Origin of the sequence: Chryseobacterium sp. MHB01, from assembly GCF_034651565.1 — a bacterium.
GTDB lineage: Bacteria > Bacteroidota > Bacteroidia > Flavobacteriales > Weeksellaceae > Chryseobacterium > Chryseobacterium nepalense.
Genome location: NZ_JAYEDA010000001.1, coordinates 462,021 through 486,941, shown reverse-complemented (window position 1 = coordinate 486,941; position 24,921 = coordinate 462,021). Strand labels below are relative to the sequence as shown.

General features: G+C 37.7%; 20 protein-coding genes. 5 read left to right on the top strand and 15 right to left on the bottom strand.

Annotated elements, in window-relative coordinates:
• Positions 1-78: 78 nt before the first annotated feature.
• From U9K52_RS02315 to U9K52_RS02285, 7 genes are all read right to left on the bottom strand, one after another.
• Positions 79-1,422 carry an ammonium transporter gene (locus U9K52_RS02315; RefSeq protein WP_248392014.1) on the bottom strand — a complete coding sequence of 448 codons (1,344 nt, stop codon included), beginning with the start codon at positions 1,420-1,422 and terminating at the stop codon, positions 79-81.
• A 110-nt stretch (positions 1,423-1,532) separates the two neighbouring features.
• Positions 1,533-2,174: an alpha/beta hydrolase gene (locus U9K52_RS02310; protein ID WP_322925036.1), complete on the bottom strand. Its 642-nt coding sequence runs from the start codon at positions 2,172-2,174 to the stop codon at positions 1,533-1,535.
• Positions 2,175-2,226: 52 nt separating this feature from the next.
• Positions 2,227-3,009, bottom strand: a complete 783-nt coding sequence (locus U9K52_RS02305; protein ID WP_248392010.1) for a hypothetical protein — start codon at positions 3,007-3,009, stop codon at positions 2,227-2,229.
• A 271-nt stretch (positions 3,010-3,280) separates the two neighbouring features.
• Positions 3,281-3,913: a YceI family protein gene (locus U9K52_RS02300; RefSeq protein WP_263603732.1), complete on the bottom strand. Its 633-nt coding sequence runs from the start codon at positions 3,911-3,913 to the stop codon at positions 3,281-3,283.
• Between the two features lie 78 nt (positions 3,914-3,991).
• Positions 3,992-4,558, bottom strand: a complete 567-nt coding sequence (locus U9K52_RS02295; protein WP_322925032.1) for a YceI family protein — start codon at positions 4,556-4,558, stop codon at positions 3,992-3,994.
• 137 nt (positions 4,559-4,695) lie between these two features.
• Complete coding sequence (locus tag U9K52_RS02290; protein ID WP_248392004.1) at positions 4,696-5,745, bottom strand: glucokinase; 1,050 nt, start codon at positions 5,743-5,745, stop codon at positions 4,696-4,698.
• Between the two features lie 114 nt (positions 5,746-5,859).
• Positions 5,860-6,423: a hypothetical protein gene (locus tag U9K52_RS02285; protein ID WP_322925028.1), complete on the bottom strand. Its 564-nt coding sequence runs from the start codon at positions 6,421-6,423 to the stop codon at positions 5,860-5,862.
• A 245-nt stretch (positions 6,424-6,668) separates the two neighbouring features.
• Here U9K52_RS02285 and U9K52_RS02280 point away from each other — a divergent pair, with 245 nt between their 5' ends.
• Positions 6,669-8,048, top strand: a complete 1,380-nt coding sequence (locus U9K52_RS02280; protein ID WP_322925027.1) for a DUF1800 domain-containing protein — start codon at positions 6,669-6,671, stop codon at positions 8,046-8,048.
• 43 nt (positions 8,049-8,091) lie between these two features.
• Entirely contained in the window at positions 8,092-9,276 is a 1,185-nt protein-coding gene (locus U9K52_RS02275) for a DUF1501 domain-containing protein (protein ID WP_248391998.1), read from the top strand.
• A gap of 51 nt (positions 9,277-9,327) precedes the next feature.
• Here U9K52_RS02275 and U9K52_RS02270 read toward each other — a convergent pair whose 3' ends face one another.
• The 3 genes from U9K52_RS02270 to U9K52_RS02260 all read right to left on the bottom strand — a co-directional run bounded on the left by U9K52_RS02270 (position 9,328) and on the right by U9K52_RS02260 (position 11,169).
• The gene (locus U9K52_RS02270; protein ID WP_263603736.1) at positions 9,328-9,468 is read right to left on the bottom strand and encodes a hypothetical protein; all 141 of its coding nucleotides are present in this window, start codon (positions 9,466-9,468) and stop codon (positions 9,328-9,330) included.
• Between the two features lie 54 nt (positions 9,469-9,522).
• On the bottom strand, positions 9,523-10,542 hold the full coding sequence (locus U9K52_RS02265; protein WP_322925024.1) for a WYL domain-containing protein: 1,020 nt from the start codon (positions 10,540-10,542) through the stop codon (positions 9,523-9,525).
• A 294-nt stretch (positions 10,543-10,836) separates the two neighbouring features.
• Positions 10,837-11,169, bottom strand: a complete 333-nt coding sequence (locus tag U9K52_RS02260; protein WP_263603738.1) for a HopJ type III effector protein — start codon at positions 11,167-11,169, stop codon at positions 10,837-10,839.
• A 97-nt stretch (positions 11,170-11,266) separates the two neighbouring features.
• Between U9K52_RS02260 and U9K52_RS02255 the strand changes: the two genes are divergently transcribed.
• Positions 11,267-12,649: an RtcB family protein gene (locus U9K52_RS02255; protein ID WP_263603739.1), complete on the top strand. Its 1,383-nt coding sequence runs from the start codon at positions 11,267-11,269 to the stop codon at positions 12,647-12,649.
• 133 nt (positions 12,650-12,782) lie between these two features.
• On the opposite strand, the gene U9K52_RS02250 is transcribed toward U9K52_RS02255, so the two are convergent.
• Both U9K52_RS02250 and U9K52_RS02245 read right to left on the bottom strand, forming a co-directional pair.
• Positions 12,783-13,550, bottom strand: coding sequence for a GLPGLI family protein (locus tag U9K52_RS02250; RefSeq protein WP_322925020.1), 768 nt, complete (start codon positions 13,548-13,550; stop codon positions 12,783-12,785).
• Positions 13,551-13,605: 55 nt separating this feature from the next.
• Complete coding sequence (locus U9K52_RS02245) at positions 13,606-13,878, bottom strand: hypothetical protein (protein WP_263603741.1); 273 nt, start codon at positions 13,876-13,878, stop codon at positions 13,606-13,608.
• Between the two features lie 336 nt (positions 13,879-14,214).
• Between U9K52_RS02245 and U9K52_RS02240 the strand changes: the two genes are divergently transcribed.
• Together U9K52_RS02240 and U9K52_RS02235 are read left to right on the top strand one after the other, a co-directional pair.
• Entirely contained in the window at positions 14,215-14,748 is a 534-nt protein-coding gene (locus U9K52_RS02240; protein WP_263603742.1) for an REP-associated tyrosine transposase, read from the top strand.
• Positions 14,749-15,015: 267 nt separating this feature from the next.
• Positions 15,016-15,738, top strand: a complete 723-nt coding sequence (locus U9K52_RS02235) for a hypothetical protein (protein WP_322925017.1) — start codon at positions 15,016-15,018, stop codon at positions 15,736-15,738.
• A gap of 466 nt (positions 15,739-16,204) precedes the next feature.
• Here the strand turns inward: U9K52_RS02235 and U9K52_RS02230 are convergent, their stop codons facing one another.
• The 3 genes from U9K52_RS02230 to U9K52_RS02220 form a co-directional block, all read right to left on the bottom strand.
• Entirely contained in the window at positions 16,205-18,577 is a 2,373-nt protein-coding gene (locus U9K52_RS02230; protein WP_263603744.1) for a choice-of-anchor L domain-containing protein, read from the bottom strand.
• Between the two features lie 120 nt (positions 18,578-18,697).
• On the bottom strand, positions 18,698-22,279 hold the full coding sequence (locus U9K52_RS02225; protein WP_322925014.1) for a choice-of-anchor L domain-containing protein: 3,582 nt from the start codon (positions 22,277-22,279) through the stop codon (positions 18,698-18,700).
• A gap of 182 nt (positions 22,280-22,461) precedes the next feature.
• Complete coding sequence (locus U9K52_RS02220; RefSeq protein ID WP_248391980.1) at positions 22,462-24,837, bottom strand: choice-of-anchor L domain-containing protein; 2,376 nt, start codon at positions 24,835-24,837, stop codon at positions 22,462-22,464.
• Between the last annotated feature and the right edge of the window lie 84 nt (positions 24,838-24,921).

The window sequence follows — 24,921 nt, the reverse complement described above, 5'->3', positions numbered from 1 at the left end:
GTCAATTTGCTTTGCCGTTAATTTTAAATTTACCGGAATCATTCACTATTTAAGATGACAATTCACTGTTTAAAACTCCTAACACAGGCTTTCTTCGTGCTGGGAAATATCTAATCCGAGATCTTCAGATTCCTCCGAAACCCTCAGTGTAATAATGCTGTTTGTAATTTTATATAAAAGTAATGATCCGAAAAACGTAAATACTGAAACCAGAAGCAGTGCCGCCATGTGATGTGCAAAAACTTCCAGACCGCCATGAAGAAGACTGGCATTTTCACCATGAGCAAAAATTGCGGTAAGAATCATTCCCATAATTCCACCGACACCATGACAGGCAAATACATCCAGTGTGTCGTCTATTTTTTTCAGCGCTTTCCAGTTCATCATCAGATTAGAAACAATTGCCGAAATAAATCCTATAAATAAACTTTCCGAAACCGAAACAAAACCACATCCGGGAGTAATTGCCACCAGACCGACCACTGCACCGATACATGCCCCTAAAGCAGAAACTTTTCTTTTGTTAATGCGGTCGAAGAAAATCCAGGTCATCATCGCAGAAGCAGAGGCAATTGTTGTAGTCCCGAATGCTGTTGCCGCAGTGGCATTGGCACTAAGTGCCGAACCAGCATTAAATCCGAACCATCCAAACCAAAGCATTCCCGTTCCCAGGATCACATAGGAAATATTGGAAGGCTCATGATGCGGCCTTTTTCTGTTTCCCACTACCAAAGCACCGGCCAATGCTGCAAATCCCGCACTCATATGAACAACTGTTCCTCCTGCAAAGTCTTTTACACCAAAATATTTATTGAGAAGCCCGTCCGGATGCCAAACCATATGACAAAGCGGAGTATAGATAAAGATGCTAAAAAGCACCATGAATAAAAGATAAGAGATAAAACGAACCCTTTCCGCAAAAGATCCTGTAATCAAAGCAGGTGTAATTACGGCAAATTTCATCTGAAATAAGGCAAACAAGATAAACGGGATGGTAGATGCCATATATTTATGAGGAAGAACCCCTACTCTACTGAAGAAAGGATAGCTCAGCGGATTACCGATAATTCCGTAGTGTTCCCCATTTAAAGTAAAGCCAATGGAATCTCCGAAAGATAAGGAAAAACCAATAACCACCCACAGAATAGAAATCACTCCCAATGCGATAAAGCTCTGAAGCATCGTAGAAATTACATTTTTTTTACCGACCATTCCTCCATAAAAGAACGAAAGTCCGGGAGTCATCAGCAAGACAAGTCCTGCAGCTGCAAGAATCCATGCGACATCGGCCCCTACAATATTTTCTTCACCAAGAAATTCTCCGGTATTCGGAAAGTCTGAAATAGGACTCCAGAACAGTCCGCCTACAGCAACAAGAGTAATGATACAGAATGAAACGATCCATTTTAAACCAACTGTCATAACAATTTATGTTTTACCCCTTCAAAAATAAACATAAATTTTTAAAAACAATTAAAAAAACCTCACAACCCCTAAAAAAAATAACATAAAAATAATTTTAAATGCAAAATTTAATCAAACACCCCCTTTAATATTCCGGAAACTTCTTTTGATTTTGTTGCGGGAAACAAATGAGTTCCTCCTTTAATAATATAATCCGGTCTGCAGTTTTTAATCGGGAAGACGATGTCTTTATCTCCGAGAATTTGTATGACATCCGGGTTTTCTTCAAATTTCCAGTCGGATATTTTTTCAATAGACCATTTCAGATAATAAGGATCTCTCACCTGAAAATATTGTAAAATTCTTGGATTTTTAGGATCAAAAAACTTTCTGAACATAGAATAGATATTCGTTGTCTTTTCGTTGAAAAACCTTACAGGTAAAAGCTTCGGGATTCTGGTAACCTGCCCGGTTTTAATTAAAACTGATTTTTCCTTATCTGACCTGATACTCCCCAAAATAACTACTTTTTTCGCAGGCTTCAGCTTATTTATTTCCTGAACCAGAATTCCGCCAAAGGAATATCCCAAGAGGTAAAATGGCTCCGAGTCATCAATTTTCTCTGCCATTCTCTGTACATAATGTAAGAATTCTTCATTCTGGTCCGGAATCAGCCAGTCGATAAAAACAACTTCATGGTTTTTTGGGAACTGTATTTTTTCAAGTACTTTAAAATCTGCGCCAAGACCGCTTACTACATATATTTTCATAGTACTAAAATATAAAAAAGCATCAAGACATGATTTTTATATTATATAAAAATTAATCTTTATGATTAGAAATTCTTGTTACACTATCAATATTTAAGGTTGTAATATCATCAGAGGCTACCCATTCTAATATATACCCGTTACCTGTACCGAAAGGACTTGGAAGGCTTGCCTGGTCTGCAATTGACGTAAAATTGTATACAAGAATACCACTCGTTTTACCTGATGGAATAACACCACTTACTTCAAGCCTGAAACTTGAAGAAGGATTTCGTAAAATGAATTTTATATCCTGACTTAATATATTTGAGCTTTTGGTGTAATTGACAATAACTCTCCATTGATGCACCTGCCCTAAAACTTCATTTTCTATAAATCTACCTCCGTTATAGATCTTAATGTCGCTAACGGTAGAGTTTTCCGGCCAGCTTGTTGTAGGAGAAGAAGCATATACTAAAGGCAACGAATACGTAACCTGTCGTGTGGTATTAGCCGGAGTATTGCTCCAACTTGGTTTTACGCCACCACTAGATCCACCAGCATTAATTTTCACCACTCCTTCATTAGGTTTCGTGAGCTGCGTACTGTATATTACCGTGTTCCATGTACTACCGTCAAAATATCTTATTGCTTTGTTGGTAGAATCATATAATATCATCCCTGCAACCGGAGTAATAACCGATACAGGATCTGCAAGTCTCGGAAGGACCACTGCAGAATTTGCAGAAGTAATATCTAAAACTCCTTTTGGATTTGTTGTATTAATACCAACCTGTGCATTATTAATAGTAAATTTAATTGTAAATAAGAATAAAAGAATAATTTTAATTTTCATGATCGTGTAATTTTAATATAATTATTTTGATGTTATCAATAGCAAATATGTAACAATACATTGGGAAATCAAAAAAAATAATCCAAAAAAATCAGATATACTTGGATTAAATTAAAATACATTCAGAACAAAATCAACAAAATCTTAAGTTATTAAAAATAATATAAATCACTTTTTAAAAAAACAAGAGTGGTATTCAGCAAATAACACTAAATACTAAAAAAGTGACTTCAAATGAAGCCACTCTATTTAATATAATTTAATCTAATTATTATTTCTTTTTTACAGGAGTTCTGTTTTCATTATCCAATTTCTCAGTAGAAATCTTAAACTGAATATCCATTTCGTTTTTAATGAAATAATCTTTAAGGGAAGATTGGTAGAATACTTTAAAATCTCTTCTGTTTAAGGAAAATTTTGCAGACTCTATCACCACAGTGAACTGTGTAATGTAAACATTTGCAGGGAAAGTGATGGTTTTTCTAACGCCTTTTATCGTAACATCTCCGTAAACCGTAGAGTTGAATTCGCTGTTTGCCAATGGAATAATCTTCGTTAAGTGGAATTTCGCTAACGGAAATTTTTTAACATCAAAGAAATTTGAACTTTTAAGATCATTCGTAAGTTTTACCATATCTTCATCCTGGCTTGAAACATCACCTGCCATAATCGATTTCATATCAACCACGAATTCTCCATCGATAAGAACGGTTTTGTCAAAAGTAAACTTTCCGCTTTTCAGCTTAACAGTCCCCGAATGTGTTGTAGGAACCGTTTTCACCACTTTATATCCCCACCATCTGATCTCAGACGATGTTACTTTTACCACTTTATCTCCTTTCTTCTGACCGAAAACAAATGACATGCATACACACATCATAGCAAACAATAGTAATCTTTTCATTCTTTTTTATTTACAATTCAACAAAAATAAAAAAAAGTGTAGAACTTCTACACTTTTAACAATCTTTTTTTGATTAAATTATTTTGCTGTTACTTTTACCTGCAAATCCATATCATCTTTCACAAGCACATCCTGCATGGTAGATTTGTAAGCAACATCAAATTTTTGTCTGTCAATTGAGAATTTGTTTGACATTAAGCTTACTACTCCGTTAGCATAAGTAATCTTTGCAGGGAAAGAAATTGCGTTGGTTTTTCCTTTTACCGTTAAATTACCTGTTACTAAGGAATTGTATACTTTATCATTGTTTTTCTTCACACCCGTGATTTTGAAAGTCGCAGTAGGATATTTTTCAACTTCAAAGAAATCACCGTTTTTAAGGTGTCCGTTTAGTTTTTGCTGATATTCACCGGAAAGATCTGTCGCGTTGATAGAAGTCATATCTAAAACGAAAGTACCACCAACCAATTGATTTCCTTTCATAATCATATCGCCTGATTTCACCTTTACCGTTCCGTTGTGAGAGCTTGCTTCAGATTTTGCGATCTTATACCCCCACCACTGAACATCAGAGCTTACTACTTTTTTTGCCTGTCCGAAAGCTAGGCCACTTGCTAATACTGCTAATAAAAATATTTTTTTCATTTTGATAAAAATTTTTTGCTTGTTTATTATTTACTGGTGCAAATGTAATCAACGTAAATGATAGATTTCATTGATGTATATCAATTAATGCAATAATTTTTATAAATAAAAAAACTCCGGAAATCCGGAGCTTAAAGTTAGTCTTGATAATAAGCGGTGTATAGCGCTGCGCCATTCAAAGCTGTATTTTCGTTTTTATTAAGATAAATTGGAATATTTCTCAGCATTTCTTCCATTTTATCACTGATCTTGAATTTTTCGTAGAACTTATCTTTATCAATATAAGACCTGATTTCCTGAGGAATATCCCCTGAAATCAGTAATCCTCCCGTTGCTTTCAGTTTTAAGGTAAGGTTATTTGCCTCTCTTGCGAGAAACTCTATAAAGGTATCTAAAGCGATTTTACAGATCAGTACATCATCTTCCACGGCAGCTTTATAAAGTTCCTGTACGAAATTTCCTTCTGACAGTCTTTCAGCCAGCCATTCCGGCTCAGGATGTCTTTTTACATCTCTTAAAAAACGGTAAATATTGAATAATCCTGTTTTAGACAAGACATTTTCCCAGCTTACAATTCCATAAATATTGTTCAGAAACTGGTAGAATTCTACCTCAACATTTGTTCTTGGAGAGAATTCTGAGTGACCTCCTTCCGTTGCAAACGGTCTTATATACTTTCCGTCAAAGAAATACCCCGCTTCCCCAAGTCCGTTTCCGGGAGCAAGAATGGCAACATTCCCTTTTTCGAGATTTCCGCTGGTATAGATGGGATCAAGATCAGAATCTTCCAGAAGTCCCATCCCGTAGGCAGAAGCTTCCTGGTCATTAAGCATATCTGCTCTCTCGAAATTAAAATCTCTTTTAAGCTCTTCAATATCTAGATTCCATCCCAATCGTATCGGATTACTTTTGCCGTTAAGCACAGGTCCGGGAACTGCCAGACTGAGTCTTTTAACGTTCTCAAGTTGATTATCCTGAATGAATTTCCTTAAAATATCTCCAAATGAAGCATATTCTTTGGTAGGATATATATTCTGGATTTTAAGTTCAAGGCCTTCGTTTGCGGAAATAAAATAGCCTAAAGTTGTAATATCTTCACGAAGGTTTGCGCCAATGATAGAAATGTTATCATTGCCAGCATTTTTTACTCCTGGTAAGTAAAGCGGAAATTTCGGATTCAAAATCATAACCTCAAATTTTATCAAATATAATAATACTTTTCGTAAATTTTCGTTAGAAATAAAAAACCTTCTCAAAAACTCGAAAAGGTTTGGCTAATAATTGCTTATATTTAAATCTAACTATTTTCCTAAAGGAATATTGTAGGAAAATCCTACCCCAATGTTACCCACATTGTAGTCCTGACCCGGCAAATCTCCTTTGCTTCCCACAAATACCTTTTGGTACTGCACAAAGAAGTTCCAGTCCTGATTGTGATAACCAATCTCAGGTTTTAGGTAAAAACCACCACTTGGCCTGTCCAGGGTTGTATTGGATGCTACCTTATCATTTCCAACAAGGAAGCCATATCCTAAATCTGTTCCAAAATAAAAACCTGTTTGTTTTGGATAAATTCTCAATAAGGCAGCCACAGGAACAACACCTACATCATTATTACTGTATCCGTTATTATCTTTTCCAAAATAATGAGTATATCCAGTAGCAATACCCAATCCGAATCCTGGCGTTACCAGATTCTGATAGGCTACATCAACACCTACAGCCATTGAAGTGTTATCAGACGGAACTGCTAAACCTACATTTGCTCCTACTTTAATCATATTATTCATCTGCGCACTTTGTGCACTTAATGCTCCAGCAGTAAAAATTCCGGCAAATAAAATTGCGTGTTTTAACATTTTCATAACTCTGATTTTTAATTTTACTACTGTGAAAACTATAAAAATCGTGCCAACCACGGTGTTTTCAACAATTCACAAAGAACGGAGATCACAAAATAATGATATTCAATGTATTAAATTTAATTAAAATTAAATGCCTGTTTAATTGTTATGGGCAAGAATTTCTATAGCTGTAATATTAACAATTGTTAACCGTTATTTTATTTAACATTACCATCTTAATACCATCCAAAATATAAAATACAGCTATGGCACTCGAGTCAGTTATCCGAAATAAACACCTTCTTTGGCGAGCAGGCTTTGGCGCCGGGATTAACCAGTTTGAAGATCTTAACAGTAAAAGCTCTAAAACTTTTCTTGATGAGCTGCTGAAGGAAGAAGCTTTTACTTATATCAATTATGATACTCCGGATACGGACACGCTGGATTATATGAATGACAAATCTCCTGCGGAAAAGAGAAAAGAAATACAAAAGATCAACCGCCGGCAGAATGAAGAGCTTAATCTTAACTTTCTGTATAAAATGGTAACCGGTAACGAACAGCTCAGGGAAAAAATGGCATTCTTCTGGCACGGACATTTCGCTTCAAGAGTACAAAACCCGAAATTCAACCGTCAAATTCTTAATGTTATCCGGAAAAATGCTCTCGGAAGTTTCAGGGAACTGCTGTTTGAAGTAAGCAAATCACCGGCGATGCTGAGTTTTCTTAATAATCAACAAAATAAAAAAGATCATCCCAACGAAAACTTTGCGCGGGAAGTGATGGAACTTTTCACGATGGGAAGAGGAAATTATTCTGAAAAAGACATCCGGGAAGGTGCAAGAGCTTTTACAGGCTGGGGTTATGATAAAGAAGGAAACTTTCAGGAACGAAAAAAACTTCATGATGAAGGCTCCAAAACATTTTTAGGCCAAACCGGAAACTTTACAGGAAATGATGTGTTAAATATCATTCTTGAACAAAAAGCAACTTCCAGATTTATCACCGCAAAGATTTACCGTTTCTTCGTCAATGAAACTGAAGATAAAGTAATTGTTGACCAGCTTGCAGATCATTTTTACAAATCCGGTTATGATATCCGGAAACTGATGATTGAAATATTCTCAAGTTCCTGGTTTTATGAACAAAAAAATATCGGTAACAGAATAAAATCACCGATAGAGCTTATAGCCGGAATTATGCGTACACTGCCGATGAATATTCAGAATCCTGAAAACCTGATTGTATACCAGAAACTATTGGGACAAATGTTGCTTTACCCTCCGAATGTTGCCGGCTGGCCAAACGGAAAATCCTGGATCGACAGCTCTACCCTAATGCTGAGACTTCAGATTCCGCAGATCTGGTCCGGATTACGGCCCTTAGAATATACTCCGCGGCCGGATGATGATATTGACATGGGAATGAAATCTCCGGAAAATATTTTAAACAAATCTTTTAAAAATCCTAATATTACCATCGACTGGGATCGTGTAGAAAAAGTTTTCAGCGGCAAAAACCCTACAGAATACCTGATTCAAAACACAAAATCTTTAGACATGAATTCCGTGAAAAACTTTTCTGACAACAGCATTAAGATGAATGTTATTAATCTGATGTGCACTCCTGAATATCAATTGATGTAATGACATCTGCAGCCCACATTTTTTCAATTTAAAACCTAATGTTATGTTAATCAAAAGAAGAGAATTCCTGAAAATAAGTTCCCTGGCAACCGCTTCATTATTAATGCCGAATTTCCTGAAAGCCATGACGTTCGATGAAGCACTGGAACCCAACCAGAAAATCCTGATCGTTCTGCAGTTTACTGGAGGTAATGATGGGCTCAATACGATTATTCCGGTGCGAAATGATATTTATTTTAAAGAAAGAAGCAATATTGCCATTAATAATTCTTTGACTCTGAATGATGAAACAGGGATTAACCCTGCCCTTTCGTATTTCAAAGAACTGCATGACAACGGTGAACTTTCCGTGATGAACAATGTTGGATACCCCAATCCTGATAAATCCCATTTCAGGAGTATGGATATCTGGCATTCGGCCAGTAAAAGTGATGAATACCTGGAAACCGGCTGGCTCGGAAGATTTCTCGACGAAGAATGCTACCGTTGCGAACATCCTACCCAGGCTCTGGAGGTTGACGATATGCTGAGCCTTGCTTTAAAAGGTGAAAAAAATAAAGCTTTTGCATTTAAAGATCCCAAAAGACTGTACCAAACCAGCCAGGAAAAATATTTCAAATCGCTTTATGACCATCATCACGACGATGAAACGGTTTCCTACCTTTATCAGACCCTGGGTTCAACCATCAACAATGCCGGATATATTTTTGAAAAAAGTAAGGCTAAGAAAACCAATGAAACGTATCCCAATTCTCAGTTGGGAAAAGATTTTAAAACCGTTGCTTCTTTAATTAAATCCGATATCAACACACGGGTTTATTACCTTTCCATCGGAAGTTTTGATACGCATGTGAATCAAAATGAAAGACAGCAGAAACTTTTTAATGATATTAATGAAGCCGTTAAATCTTTCGTAGCAGATATGAAAAGCAACGGCCTTTTTGATAATATTTTACTGATGACATTTTCGGAATTCGGCAGACGGGTTTCCCAAAATGCCAGTAAAGGAACTGATCATGGAACCGCTAACCAGATGTTTTTTATAAGTGGCGGACTAAAGAAAAAAGGTGTACTAAATCCGCTGCCCGATCTTACGAAGCTCAATGAAGGTGATCTCATTTATTCCGAAGATTTCAGGAAAGTCTATGCTACGGTACTCAAAAACTGGCTCAAAGCAGATTCTTCTAAAGTCTTAGGCTGGAAAAACGGAGTTTATGATTTTATATAAAAAAAAGAGGCTGTTTTTATTAACGCCTCTTTTTTCACAATATTAAACTAACTACTCCCAGTTTTGTACGGGAACCTGTTTTTTATCTTCTGCCGGCTTTTCATCGAACTTTTCGGCTATTTTTTTAATAATAAATTCTATCACCAAAGGTGCTACCACTGCTACCACAGCTTTTAATATTCTTGATTTCATATTATTATTTTAGTATTTTGGGTAATACAATTTCCACGCCATAGATGTTTTATTTCAGTCTTCATCTTCTGCATTCAGGTTCTTATAATTACTAAATCCCGACCTGAATTTTTCCTGCATCCTTATTCTCAGTTTTTTCGGCTGATGAACGATCAGGCAGTCTCCGAAACCTAATAACAATCGTTCCAGTTCATAATTGATCTGTACACAAATTTTAAACACTGTTCCTTCTTCTGTTTCGCTTATAATTTCCTGACTTTTATGAAATGGTTTGGTTTTTACATAAGGTGCGTTGGATGCATCTACAAAGAAAATCACTTGTCGTGGTTTCATTGTCCCGGAAATGGTTACACCTATAATATCCTTGAAATATTCATCACCATCAAGATTTTTGTCTATATATTCTGCTTTTTCTTCCTGTTCAATATGTTCCATGCGGTCCAGAGCAAGGTTATACATTTTGCCTTTGTAAACACAGATCAGGAACCAGCGGTTATTATATTCTTTTAACAGTTGCGGATGAACCGTAAAAATATTCGCCTCACGCGCCGTAAAACTTTTATACCGAATACGAAGTACTTTTTTACTTACAATGCTTTCATAAAGCACATCAATATGTTCCAGGCCCTTCAGCTGTTCATTTTTATCGAGATGAATAATCGATTTATGGATGGTTGCATGGATGGAATCTTCCAGTTTCTGGATGACCCCGTTCATTTCTTTGAACATGGAAAAATCTTTGAACTGCTTCAGAATCTGTACTGCATTATTCATTGCCTTCAGGTCACTTTCATTGACGGAAATATTGTGAATACTGTAATCAGGATTGCTATAACGGTAATATTTTCTATCATACACTTCAATCGGAGCTTCATACCCGAATTTTTCACTGCGCATATTCTGCAGGTCGAGCTGCACCGTGCGTTTGCTTACGAAAGATTCTTTGCCTTCGTACTCAAATAGTGCATCAGAACATTCTTCAATAAGATCTTCCAGTGTGTATTTCCGGTACTTGTTTTTCAGGCATTTATCCAGCGTTTTGTAGCGGATCAGGGCGTTTTTGTTGGATGACATTGTTTATATTTTATTTGGGCGTGTCCCTCTGCCTTGGCAGAATTCCTATCCATTCGGGCCGGGCTGCTTCGGGCTTCACTTCGTTTCGGTTTCGGCTCGGGGCGAAGCCCCGAGCCGAAACCCCTCCTTCCAGTCGGGCCCTTCGTATCCCTCACGCGGAAGAAGAAATACTTACACTTACTTTTAACAGTAAAAAGAGACTCTTCAATTTCTTTTCATCAGAATGACAATTTTCAGGCTCAAGGAAATTCCCGGGATTGCTTGGTCATGGTGTTCCTTGCAGTGAACTAAAAATTATTTTCTCACCAAAGCCTTTTCCTCAAAAGAAATTCCTTCCCAGCCGGATTCCATAAAATTTCTGATATTCTGATGATCAGCTCCGTTAGGATTTTTCAGGACATCTTCTCTGTAGAATTCTCCGAAAAGACTCAGCGTTTCTTCTTTTGAAAGATCATTCAATTGAGCAAAGCTGAAGATCTTGCAAGATCCGTTACTTTGTCCGGCTTCATTCACTGTATTTCCGTTGATAAATTTCGTAGGCGTGAAATCATAATGCTCATCAATAAAGGCAATAACTTCTTTAAACTGGATTTTCTCCGGCGATGTTTCTAATTGTTCAAATAACATTTCATTTAATTTTCTCAAAAATAATCAAAATAATTTCATCTGCGCAAAAACATTGCACACTTCAGTTCTTACTTTGCATCAACAAAAAGATAAAAACATGGAATTTAACGGAACCCATTTAATTGAATTAGGATACCGACCTGCAAAATGGTTTAAAGAAGCAATCGAATTCATTAATGAAAATAGTTTAGACGAAAATCAAATCAAAATATATCTGGAACAGTTTAAACAGCCTGAACCTATTCCGCTTCACGCAACGGCAAAAGATTTTGTGATTAATATCAGAGCGGAACACGAAAGCGAAAACGATAATATGGAAAAAGTAATCAGTACCATGAAGGTTTTAATGAAAACGCCGACTCTCCTTCACGGAGCAGTCATGCCGGATGCCTGTCCTACAGGACCTGAAGGACATATTCCTGTCGGAGGTGTGGTAGTGGCAAAAAACGCAATTCATCCTGGATTTCATAGTGCCGATATCTGCTGTTCTGTGATGCTGACGGATTTTGGGAAGGCAGATCCTAAAGAAGTGCTGGATGTTGCGCATTCGGTTACTCATTTCGGATACGGAGGAAGACCGAGAGGTGAGCAAATGCCAATGTCTCAGGAGCTAATGGAGGCTTTCAGGGAAAATCATTTTTTGAATGATGAAAAACTCATCAGCATTGCCCGTTCGCACATGGGAACGCAGGGAGACGGAAACCATTTTCTTTTCGTAGGGGTTTCAAAAAATACCGGAAATACAATGTTGGTGACCCACCACGGATCGAGAGCTCCGGGTGCAGCGTTATATGACAAAGGAATGAAAGTAGCCAACAAATTCAGGATGGAAATCTCTCCGGAAACATTAAGAGAAAATGCCTGGATTCCTTATGAAACTGAAGAAGGAAAACAATATTGGGAAGCTTTACAGCTGATCAGGCAGTGGACCAAAGAAAACCATATTTCTATCCATGATGCAGTGTTAAACAAAATGAAAACTGAAAAACAAAACCGTTACTGGAATGAACATAATTTTGTTTTCAAAGACGGAGATTTATTCTACCATGCCAAAGGAGCAACACCGCTGGATGATAAATTCCTGCCGGATATTACCGGACCGAGACTTATCCCTCTGAATATGGCGGAGCCCGTTCTTATTGTACAGGGAACAACGAACGAAAGAAATCTCGGTTTTGCACCGCACGGAGCAGGAAGAAACTTCAGCAGAACCCAGCATAAAAAATCGCTGGCCCATAAAACGATTGAAGAAGTTTTTGCAGAAGAAACCCAGGGGCTGGATGTCCGTTTCTTTACGAATGATATTGATATTTCAGAACTTCCGACTGCTTATAAAAGTGCAAAAAATGTACGGGCACAGATCGAAGAGTACGGATTGTGTGAAGTTTTGGATGAAGTGATGCCTTACGGTTGTATCATGGCAGGTGATGTTCAGAAGAATGCGCCGTGGAAGAAAAAGAAGAAGTTTAGGAAGGCTTAAGTGAATTAGTCAATACTTATCTGTTTTAAAGTTATTCAATTTGATTGTAACTGTCAGAATAAGTATTGACTAATTAGATGAATAATAGTTCGCACAAAGTCGGGAGACTTTGCGCAGCGGAGTGTTTTTACTTTTATTCTAAAGAATTATTATATTTCCTTTTATTGTCTTCAATCATTTTTCTATACTCAGGGTTATTAATTTTACCTTGATACGGATCATTCATATATTCTTTTCTCTTTGTTATAAACTGATCTTTAGATACAATTAAGCCTTTTTTTTGCTCAATGGGTAAACTCGTTTTATTTATTGATATAAGTTCAAAACCTATATAATTATTGACCTCATTGATCTTTAATATTAATCCAGGAAGTCCTCTAAATTTGTATGGCCCGTCACTTATTGGAATATCATAAGTAAACCAAGCTATAAACTTTTTTCCTCCTACATTTACAACTGCTTTATTGCATTTATAGCCACCGATAGTAGAAGTACTTTTATTATCAACTTTCCAATCTAATTTATCGGGGCTTTCATAAGTATAATAATTTCTACCTAAATAGTTTGATATATAAGTTTTACTTTCATCCTTATATACATTATGCTTGACTTTAGATTTCGGAAGAGAGCCGGGATCAACAATATTTCCAGTCTTCATTGCTTCTTCCAGTTTTTTTCCAAAACCATCCACGGCAGCTTTATAATTTTCACTATAGTAAATAGATTTTTTTCCATTAGTCAGTAATACCATAGGCTCATTAATTGTGGATGATTTATCCAAAGTGTCTTGTACAAAAGTATATTTATACTTTACTTCGATTTCTGAATAATCTTTTTTTTCTTGACCTTTTGCATAGCAAATGCAAAGCAATAATGCAAAAATTCTAAAAAGTAGTTTCATAAGTACTCAAAATATCATAATTAAATAGGCTGTATTAACAACCTATTATTTTCTATTACGTCATTGGATTTTCATAGCTGGAATGTCCACAATCCTGATTGTTATACATTTCCCACTCATTGTAAAGGCAATCACTTGAATCAAATTCAGAATCATACACGGTTTGATAAGTAGTTCCGCAAACGGTTTTGAGAGTTACCAAATAACGAGTAAGTGCAAAAGTTTGCTGTTTTTCTTGTTTAGACTCTAACTTGTTAGAAGTGTTTTCTTTAGCACTAATAAGTCCAGCAACTATAAATGCTGAAAGTAATAATAATTTTTTCATCATGAATATTATTTTATAATTCTTTACTAAAATATAAAATAAATCTAAATACGTTTGAATTATTTTTTTATGTTAAATTATTTGTCGACTATACAATATTACGATGACCTCTTTAAGTATCACTACGAGTAGCTGACCCACAGCTTTCCGAAGTCTCCCGACTTCGGAGCTTTGTTTTCAGAAAAGCTACCCATCTCCTGCTGGTGCTAGCATCACGCTCGTACACCCGCTGCGCAAAGTCTCCTGACTTTGAGCAATTTCATGCCTAAATAAGTTTTCTTAAATTTATCACGTTTCTGAAAGTCTCCCGACTTTGCACAAAATTTAAAAACAATAATAATGAAAGAAGGCTATACGATAAAAGATCAGGAAAAACCACACTTTATTACTTTTACAGTAGTAGATTGGATAGATATTTTTACAAGAAAAGTTTACAAAGATATCGTAGTTTCCTCTTTAGATTATTGTTTAAAAGAAAAAGGAATGATATTGTATGGTTATGTTATCATGAGCAATCACATTCATTTAATTGTACAATCGAAAGAAGGCAAATTATCAGATCTCATAAGAGATTTTAAAAAATTCACGAGCAAAAATATTTTAGAAGCTATACAAACAGAGCCTGAAAGCAGAAGGCAGTGGATGCTAGATTTATTTAAAAAAGCTAAAGAAAACCATAGCAGGAATAAAAACTATCAGTTTTGGCAATATGGAAATCATGCAGAAGAAATATACACTCTACATTCTATGTGGGATAAGCTGAACTATATACATCTAAATCCAATAAGGGCAGGTATTGTGGAAAAAGCACAACATTACATCTACTCTTCAACAAGCAATTATGTAAATAACAAAGGATTATTAAAAAGTTGAGTTGGCTGATAATCCCCCGCTGGTGCGAGCGTCACGCTCGTACCCAATGCAAATAAATATAACAATCACAATCAAGACACTTACGCCAACAAAAGACCAGAAGCAATTCCGGTCTTTTTTAATTACAAGATAGCGCAGATTTGCAATCCGTGCTTTCCATTCTTCCAATTTAACATAACATCCTAAAAATCAAAATATTTAAACAAACCTACCACACATTCAAAATAATTTCTATATTTGAATCATTAACAACAAAACACAATTGATATGTCAAGCACCTCAGAAGTAGGGCACGCTAAAAATGTAGCGAACCTTCAGAAAATAATCCAACAAGTTTCTACGTACAGCCTTTACAATCCACCGATTGCCGACATTACAGTGGCAAGTCTTCAGACTTTATACACGAATGCCAATGCAAAACTGACAGAAGTTGGAGAAAAACGCAGCGCAAATAAAAATGCCATCGTTGCCCGTCAGACCGCTTTCAAAAATTTGAGTGCAACCTGTACCAGCATCATCAATCTGCTGGAAATTGTAGGCTTACCGAAGGGAACCTTAAATCAGGCAAGATCTTTAATCCAGACTATTCAGGGCAGTTCAGGAAAGAGCAATACACCGGTTAAAGATGGCAAAGAAGTGCCTAAAAGCTCATCCACTTCCCGCCAGTCTTTCACCTCAAAAGCTGAAAATTTCGGTCTTCTGTTACAGATGCTGTCTACCCTACCCGCTTACACGCCTAATGAAGACAGCATAAAATTACAAAACCTCAGCAGCTACAACGAATCATTAAAAGCGGCGACCCTCCTTGTAGACCAGACCGAGTCTGAACTGAACACCAAAATCATAGAACGCGATAGAATTCTTTATGCGGAAGAAACCGGAGTGTATGCCGTCTCCCTAAAGATTAAAAAATACGTAAAAAGTCTATACAGAGCCACTTCCCCGGAATACACCACCGTTTCCGCAATAGAATTTACGAATAGAAAATAATTTTTGTTTATATCTGAATAATATTGTAGCTCAGTAATTCAATATTTTTTCAAAGTAAGGTTGCATTTTTATAATGTAACTTTATTTTTTTGCCTTGTAAATTTACTTTTATCCGATATCATTCTACAATGGCACGATACAACATTACATTCTTTCGATGTAGTTTTACTTTTTTGCATTGTAACTTTATATTCTTTCATTGCAAATTCACATTCTTGCATTGTAGCTTTACATTTTTGCTTTGTAAGTTTATGTTAGATCGTTTTATCAGGCACACAGCGTAAAACATTGCGCAGATCACTATTTACTTTGCATTATAAATTAAAATAATGACAACAAAATACTGACAGCAATCCGGGAAGCTCTTTATATAAAACTATAATATTACTCCCTGATTATGAAATTAAAATCCCCGAAAAGTTAAACTTTCCGGGGATTTATTGTATTGAATTAATATCAGCCGATATTATTCTCTGTTTTTAAGCATAATCCAGCCAGATTGACTCATCGTGGATTTTGTTTTCGGATACTGGAAATTAAATTTATACCAGTATGTTGCAGTCGGTAATTTTTTACCCCCAACGGTACCGTTCCAGATTGGATTTTCTTTTGAGAACCTGAACATTTCAGAACCATAACGATCATAAATAGATCCTGTAAAGTTGTTGAAACCTCCAAGAGCTGTAAGATCAAGGGTATCATTAATACCATCATCATTCGGAGTGATAATATTTTTCACCTGGAAAGTAAAGAATTCTAATGCTCCCACGCAATGTGTTCCTACAGATCTAACCTGAATGTTATACGTCGTATTATCCTGAATACCCGTAAATACATTAGAATCCTGCCAAGAAATACCTCCGTCAATAGAATATTCTGCAGTTTGAGGGATATTATTGATCGTTGGAACCTCTGCCGTAATGGTTAAGGTATTGTTACTGTAATCAACATTCGAAACAAATGGAGATGCTGCACCCATTACATTAACCGTGAAAGTTTTTTCACAATATCCGTTATCGATTTTCACCGTATAAACACCCCAGCTATCTACGTTAATAGTCTGAGTAATTGCACCGGTGCTCCATAGGTAGCTGTAGTTAGGCCCGGCTCCTGCATCAAGAGTAATTCTGTCTCCCTGGCACATTTCAACATCCCGTAGTGGAGAGGTAAGTTCCGGCACAACTTCTACCGTTACTTTAGCCGGCAATGAAGACTGACATCCTTTTGCTCCTAAAGCATATACTGAAAAAGTTGTTGTATTATAAACAGTTGCCGTTTGTACATTACCGGTTCCCTGGAAATTAGCCCATTCATAAGTAGATCCACCTGTTGCAGTAAGTTCTACTGTTGATCCAGGACAAACTTTAAGTTTTGATGCTACTAAACTTACGGTTGGTCTTGTTTCTTTCAATAATGTTAATTCAACCATTGTACTACAGAAACCTCCATTGGAAACAACCACATAAAGAATCTGCCCGTCATTGCCGGTATAATGTAAAACATCCTGAATATAATCATTATTCTGAGCTACAGCGTCTGCCTGATCTTCATAAAAATGGAATACTGCTCCCGGCGTCGTACTAATAGACGGCATAGCATCCGTCAGGTCAAACCATGTTACATCCGGGGTTGAACAGAGCAGTAGTGATGCGTCAACAGCTGAAGGAGTTGTTCCCCCGTTAATTTTGATATTTGCTTTACCAGGGCATGGATTTCCTGGGAATGTTACCTGAATCTCATAATTTCCCGGCTGTGTAGCAGTAATCGTAGGAGTAGTTGCTCCCTGAATGGCAACACCGTTGAAGAACCATTGGTAATTCATATTCGGGTCACTTACAGAAGCTGTAATTACCTGAGGAACATTATCACACACATTAATTTCTTCCGGTAAAGTTCCTCCATTAGGGTCTAATAATTCAACGCCAATATTAAATGAACCTCCTTCCAGGAATACCGCAGAATCATAACTGCTGTCAATAGCATCCGCCAAAACCATTTTAAAGTGGTAAGACTGTCCAGGCACTACTGTTGCCGTTGCCTGTAATGGCACTGTTCTTCCATTAAAGTTGGTTTCAATATTTGAGGTATTATATCCTCCGAAGAAAGCAACATTCGGCGCACCGCATCCCATATCAAACCCAGTAAAACTGTTTTGAGGGTGAATATTGGTAACACTTACAGGCCCGGTACCCGGAGCAGGTAATACTGCCATATTTACATAAGGCCCTCCTGCTGTTGGTCTTAATAATAATGCGAATGCATCAGAGAAACTACAAGGAAACGATCCTGTATATTCTTCGGAAGCAAATAAATAATTGAACTTCACCTGAGAAGAGGTGGGAACGAAATCAAATTCTAAAATAACGGCATCGTTAAGTGTTCCTGATGGGTTTGTAGCAGCTACAAGATCCGGATCACTCCCGGTGGGTAAATCATCTCCTAAAGTAGTGCTTATATAGCTATTTCCTGCTTTATTTGCGTAGCCGGTAGTGAGCACGATACCATCTTTAAAAGGAAAATTGGTTGTTCCTTTATGAAAGTAACCCCAGGATCTCTGAACATTACTTGCCGGTAAATTCGGGCTTACCTGAACGTTGGATACGGTTGGTGTCACACAAGAATTTGTTCCGGAAGAAATCAGTATATCTTTTACCAATTGTAAAGGAGTGTAATCGGTAGGTGCATATCCTGCAGCATTCACATCAATAAAAGCACCAGCTTTCATTGTCAGACTGGATGCCTTTTCTTTCTGAGGTTTTCTGGGAGTAATGTTCTGTGAATAAAAGAGACTCGACGACGAGACCGCGAATAAGGAAAACAATAGTAGGTATCTCTTCATAAATAAATTGTTTCAACAAATTTAATTTTTTTTTATAAATAAATATACTTATTTAACCTTTTTTATATCAAAAAAACAAATAAACCTCCCAAATTGGAAGGTTTATTATATTTATAACTATTAATTTCTGTTTTTTAACAAAATCCATCCACTGCGCTGCTCAAGTTTCTTGCTCGCAGGGTTTTCCCATTGTACCCGATACCAGTATGTAGCAGTTGGAAGTACCAGACTTCCTCTCAGCAATCCGTTCCAGCTTGTAACATTTTTACCTGCCTTAAATACTTCCTGTCCATACCTGTCGAATATAGAAGCTGCAAAATTATTATACTTGCTGATTCCGGAAAAATCTACGGTATCATTTTTACCATCGGAATTAGGAGTAATAGCATTAATAACTACAAAAGTAAAGAAGGATAATGTAGTGCCGCATTTTGCATCTTTTACACGCACTATGAGGCTGTAATTATTATTATCCAGCATATTGTAAAAAATGTTGGAAGCCTGCCATGTCACTCCTGCGTTTGAAGAATACTCAAGCTCTCCTCCTGTAGGATTCGTTGCTGATATTGTTAACACATGGTTTTCGTAGGTAACGTTTGTAAACTGCGGAAGCGTCGGGTTAATTAATTGAGCACTGAATACTTTGGAGCACGTACCATTGCTGATCGTTACGGAATACGTTCCAGGAGTATTTACAGAAATAGTTTGAGTAGTGGCCCCTGTATTCCATAGGTAAGTATAATTTGGACCTGAACCCGCATCCAGAGTTCCTGAATCACCGGCACATGCGTACACATCTTTTAACGTCGACTCAATAGCAGGTACAACTTCAATGGTAATTGAGGTAGGAGTTGCCACTCTGCATCCGTTTCCACCTAAAGCAAAAACAGAATACGTTGTGGTAGCTGTAGGAGACACAACCTGAGTACTTCCATTCCCCGGTAAACCTACCCATTCATAGGTAACTCCGCCCGTAGCCGTTAATGTAACTGATTCTCCCACGCAAATCTTAGATTTTGACGCGGCCAGTATCGCTACAGGTGGTCCTACTACAATCGTAATAGTGGCAGGATTGGCAGACACACATCCATTGGCACCTACCGCATAAACCTGATATACCGTAGTGTTTGCAGGAGAAACCGTTTGTGTGTTTCCGTTGCCTGTAAGATTAACCCAGTTATACGTAGCCCCTCCGGATGCAGTCAAGGTGACAGATTCACCCGGACAGATTTGTTGTACTGGTGCTGTTACCGTTGCTACCGGAAGCGTAGTATTCTGCGTTACCGTAACATTGGAAGTGTAAGTACAGTTTAAATTTCCTGGCTGATTTATATTGGTAACCGTTAATGTATAGGTTCCTCCTGCATTAACAACAGGAGTTAATGTATTGGCCCCGGAAACAATATTTCCTCCGCCTGCTGCAGTCCAGGCAATTGCAGAGCCTGCCGGAATTACAGAAGCAGAAGCATTAAGTGTAACTTGTGGGGTATTACAGGTAATCTGCTGAGGCTGAGCAATAGTTAATGTTGTTTGAGGAGTTGCCAGCAACTGTAAATTTACAACGTATCTGCATCCTCCACTTATAACCAGCACATAAATTGTCTGATTTCCCGCACTGTTAAATAATGTAGGATTGGGTATAGTATTCGTATTTCCTGCATTTGCATCGGAAATATTCAGATAATATGAGAATGTAACACCCGGAGCAGTAGTTATCTGCGTTTGTGCCTCCGTTAAATCATAATTGATTCCACCAGCCTGATAACACTTTAATAAAGTGGCATTCTGAACTGTAATCGGCTGAGATACCTGTATTGTAATCGTTGCCGGCGTCTGAGATACACATCCATTTGCCCCGACTGCCGTGACCGTATAAGTTGTGTTTGTAGTTGGCGAAACAGTTTGTGTGTTTCCGTTACCCGGAAGGCCTACCCAGTTATACGTTACTCCGCCGGATGCAGTTAATGTTATAGATTCTCCGGAACATATTAATATTTTAGAGGCCGTTAAACCTGTTGTTGGCGGTGCGCTGTCGCCGGTTACTGTTACGTTTGCCGTTGCCGTACACGTTAAGTTTCCTGGCTGATAAGTGTTTGAAATTGTTAAAGTATAGATTCCTGCCGTGTTCACTACCGGATTTAGAGTATTCGCTCCGGATACGATGTTTCCGTTCGTAGTTGTCCATGCGAAAGTAGATCCTGCAGGATAAACAGAACCGGAGGCATTGAGTGTGGTTTGCGAGTTGGTACACGTTAATGTAGCAGGTGTTGCTATCGTAGCAGTTATCTGAGGAGCTTTAATCAATTGTAATTCCGCAATTTTCGAACAGAATCCATTTTTCACCAGCACATATATTGTTTGTCCAGCACTCTGAAAAGCAGTAGGATTGGCGATTACGTTTCCATTCCCGGCTAAAGCATCTGACTGGTTAATATAATAACTGAAAGTTGCTCCGGGTGTCGTACTTATTGACGTCTGTGCAGAGGTAAGATTGAATGTTGCATTACCCTGTGTATAACAAGCCGTTAACGTAGCATTCTGTACGGTTGGCGAAGTTCCTCCGACAATATTTACAGAAGCTGTTCCCGGACATGTATTCCCCGGTAAAAATACCTGAACCGTATATAATCCGGGCTGCGTTGCCGTATATGAAGCACTTGTTGCTCCCGGAATAGGATTAGCTCCCAATAGCCATTGATAGGTGGCGCCACCTCCCTGAACCGAAGCTGTAAGAACCTGTGGTGCATTATCACATACATTTATAGATGAAGGCAACTGAACACCGGCAGGGTTGAGAAGCTGAACACCAATATCAAAAGATCCTGCTTCCAGAAAAACAGCAGAATCAAAGTTTGAATCCTGATAATCTGCCAGAACCATTTTAAAATGATACGTTTCTCCGGGAATTACGGTTGCCGTTGCTGTAAGAGGAATCGTACGTGCGTCAAAATTAGTCTCAATCTGGGGGTTATTGATTCCTGCAAAATATTGAACATTCTTAGGCCCGCAAGGCAAGTTTGCAGGGATAATATTGGTAACGCTTACGGGATCACCGTTAGGAAGCAATGCTAAATTGGTGTATGTAGGATCTCCAACTTTTTTCAGTAACAGCGCAAATCCGTCTGAAATGTTGCATGTAAAATTACTCTGATATTCTTTAGATGCAAATAAATACCTGAAGGTAACTTTAGTTGAAGCAGGTACAAAATCAAATTCTATATATGTAGCGTCTCTTAAACTTAAATTGTTTACATTTAAAGCTGTTGCAAGATCTATATCTCCTCCGGAACCAAGCCCGTCACTTAGGTTTCCCTGAAAAGTATTTCCTGCCTTTCTGGCATATCCCGTAGTAAGAACAATACCTTTGGCAAATGGAAAATTGGTAGTTGCCTTATTAAAATACCCCCAGCTTCTGTTCTGATCAGTTACTGCAAGATTCGGAGAGACAACTACATTGCTTACATTGGCAGCCGAACACGTAGACCCGCCGCTGATAAGTACATCTTTTACCAATTGTGTAATACTGTAAGCAGATTCCGGATAACCGGCAGCATTCACATCAATAAAGACCCCTGCCTTCATACTTGCAGCCGTAGGTTTTTTAGCGGGCACTTTGCTTTGCCTGTCCTGGGCAAATACAAGAGATCCCATAAAAACTAAAAATAAAGCCAAAAGTAAATTTCTTGTCCTCCTATTTAACATTTTTATATTATTTTAAACAAAAATACTATTTTTTTTGATTAAATATCAATTCATAATAAATTACATTATTAATAATATAACTCATCTGATTTTACAATATTTGTTCAATTACTATAAGAACGAAAAAAAGACCAACAAATTGTTGGTCTTTCTTTGAATATTTAAAAATTATTATTTCATTATTATTCTATATTCTTAAGCAGGATCCATCCTGTTTTCAATGCAGGTTTTTTACTTGCCGGATCCTCAAAACTCACCTGATACCAGTATGATGATGTAGGCAGACGTTTCCCCTGGAAATAGCCGTCCCAATAAGGCTGAAGACTACTTGCTTTGTAAACTTCTTTTCCGTATCGATCGAAAATAGATGCCTTGAAATCTTTATTCTGATTCACCCCTCTGAAATCGATGATATCATTAATATTATCTCCATTTGGTGTGATTACATTCTGCATCACAAAAGTAAAATACTGAAGGAATCCTACACAGCTCGTTTTTTTAACTCTTACCCGAATTGAAACCACGGTATTTCTCGGTACATTACTGAATGTATTGGAGTTTTGCCAGGTAAGACCATTATCAATAGAATATTCCAATGCTCCATTGCTTGGGTTACTTGCCGTAAGAATCATTGTTCCGTTCTCATTATAATTTACGTTGATAATTTCAGGAATAATAGCCTGAATCACCTGTGTTGTAAATACTTTTGAACAAACACCATTATTGATTGTCACAGAATATGTCCCCGGAGTTCCTACGGAAATTGTTTGCGACGTATCTCCTGTGTTCCATAGATAGCTGTAATTTGGTCCAGGTCCTGCATCAAGAGTAATTACATCCCCTTGGCAGATCATTCCACCGGAAAGGTTTGAAGTAATAGCAGGGACTACTTCTATCGTAATAGATGCCGGCTGAAGTGATTTACATCCTTGTGCACCGATAGCATAAACAGAATAGGTTGTTGTCTGAGTTGGAGAAACCGTTTGGGTTGCTCCGGTGCCTGTCATTCCTACCCATTCGTAAGTAGCTCCGTTGGCTGCTGTAAGAGTAGTAGATTCACCTACGCATAATCTTACTTTAGTGGCCGTAAGCTGTGCAATTGGCGTTGCCTCTTTTCTTAGAGTTAATGTAACCATTTTACTACAAAAAGCACCGTTAGAAACAACAACGTACAATACCTGTCCGTCGGCACCATTATAACTGCTTACCGCAGAAGCATTCAGGAAATTATTATTTTGTGCAACCGCATCAGCCTGGTTAACATAGTACCGTACAACAGCAGTCGTTGACGTGGTGATTAACGGAGTTGCATCATTTAAATTAAATGTAGAAACCGAAGGAGTTGTACACAGCTTTAGGGTTGCATTTTGTGCAGGCGGAGTAGTTCCTCCAACAATGGTTATTACTGCAGAAGCAGGACATTGATTTCCCGGTACAGAAACTTTCACTTCGTAAGCGCCGGGAGATGTTGCTGTATAAGAAACATTGGTTGCACCATTGATTGCCACTCCATCCTTATACCACTGGAAAGTCATCCCTGGTGATACGGTAAGCAAAGCTGTTAACACCTGTGGCGTATTGTCACACATATTTACGGTATCAGGCAAAACAACACCGTTGGCATCTACGATTTTAATTCCTATATCAAAAGAACCTCCTTCAAGGAATACGGCAGAATCTAAAGTCTGATCATTATAATCTGCAAGAACCATCTTAAAATGGTAGGCAACGCCTGGAGTTACATCTGCAATTGCAGTTAAGGGTACTACCCTTCCGTTGTAATTGGTTTCAATACTTGTAGTGTTATATCCTGCAAAATAAGTAGGGTTCAATGCCCCGCAGGTAAGTGTACCACCTCCAAACTGAGTTGCAGGACGTATATTCGTAACACTTACAGGACCAGCTCCTCCGGGAAGAATAGCAACATTCGTGTAGGCACCTCCCGCTACAGGCTTGATAAGTAATGCAAATGCATCCGAATAATTACACGGAAAGCCTCCGGTATATTCCTCGGAAGCAAATATATAATTAAATTTTACCTGATTTGAATTCGGTACGAAATCAAATTCCAGAGCAACAGCATCACGCTGATTGGAGATATTGGTATTGGTTGCTGCAGCAAGATCTGCATCACCACCTTCGGAAATGAGACCTGCAAGGTTGGTAGCAATTGCGGTATTACCGGCTTCTCTCGCGTAGCCTGTTGTCAAAACGATTCCGTCTTCGAAAGGGAAATTGGTTGTTCCTTTATGAAAATACCCCCAAAACCTGTCTGGATTAGTCACCGGATGATTGGGCGTAACCGTTACATTGCTTACATTCGGCGTTGCACAGCTTGATGTTCCGTTGATAAGGACCTGCTGAACAAGTTGCTGAATGTTGTAAGATGATTCCGGATAAGATGCGGTATTCACATCAATAAAAGCTCCCACTTTCATACTCTCGGAAGTCAGTTTAACTTTACCATTTTTTCTTGACGCATGCTGAGCAGCAGCTGATCCTGAAATCAAAAGCAACACTAAAAAGAAGAAGTAGTTTTTCAGTCTATAATTTAACATTTTGTTGTTGTTTGTTCAAAAATAATAATTTTTTGATTAAAATTTGATAAGAAATGAAATAATTGCAGTAAAAACCTAATCTAT